Annotated in this window: 1 protein-coding gene; it reads right to left on the bottom strand. The window is 69.5% G+C overall.

Going from position 1 to position 799, the window contains the following annotated elements:
* Window positions 1–799, bottom strand: a 799-nt coding sequence (tal, locus tag ABD289_RS25090) for a transaldolase (RefSeq protein ID WP_344138100.1), incomplete at both ends; no start/stop codon positions are given.

The following is a 799-nucleotide window of genomic DNA, read 5'->3' as shown; positions in this document are numbered from 1 at the left end:
GCTGCGCGACGGTGTCGAGGAGTTCGTTCCAGGACTTCTCGAACTTGGCGACGCCTTCGCTCTCCAGCACGGCGAAGACCTCTTCGAGGTCGATACCGGCCTCGGAGAGCTGGTCGAAGACCTGCTGGGCCCGCTGACCGGTACCGGTGACCACGTCACCCCGCACGTCGGCGTGATCGGCGCAGGCCTCCAGGGTGCCCTCGGGCATGGTGTTGACCGTGTTCGGCGCGACCAGCCCGTCGACGTAGCGCGTGTCGGAGTAGCCCTTGTCCTTCACACCGGTCGAGGCCCACAGCGGCCGCTGCGCCCGCGCGCCCGCACCGGCCAGGACCTGGAACCGCTCCGAGGCGAAGACCTCCTCGTAGGCGGCGTAGGCCAGCTTCGCGTTCGCGATCGCGGCCTGCCCCCGCAGCGGGTGCTCGGCCTGCAGCGCGTCCAGCCGCTTGTCGACCTCGGCGTCCACCCGGGAGACGAAGAACGACGCCACCGACTCGATACCGGAGAGGTCGTGCCCGTTGTCGCGGGCCTGCTCCAAACCGGCCAGGAACGCCTCCATGACCTCCCGGTAGCGCTCCACCGAGAAGATCAGCGTCACGTTCACGCTGATGCCCTCGCCCAACACCCGGGTGATCGCGGGCAGACCCGCGCGGGTGGCCGGGATCTTGACCATCAGGTTCGGCCGGTCCACGGCCTTCCACAGATCGATGGCCTCGGCCACCGTCTTGTCCGTCTCGTGCGCCAGCCGCGGATCGACCTCCAGCGACACCCGGCCGTCCACACCACCCGTGCGGTCGTAGAC

The organism is Saccharopolyspora halophila, assembly GCF_039531955.1.
Taxonomy (GTDB): Bacteria; Actinomycetota; Actinomycetes; order Mycobacteriales; family Pseudonocardiaceae; genus Saccharopolyspora; species Saccharopolyspora halophila.
Note: the sequence above shows the minus strand (reverse complement) of the source record. Positions and strands in the feature narration are given on the sequence as shown.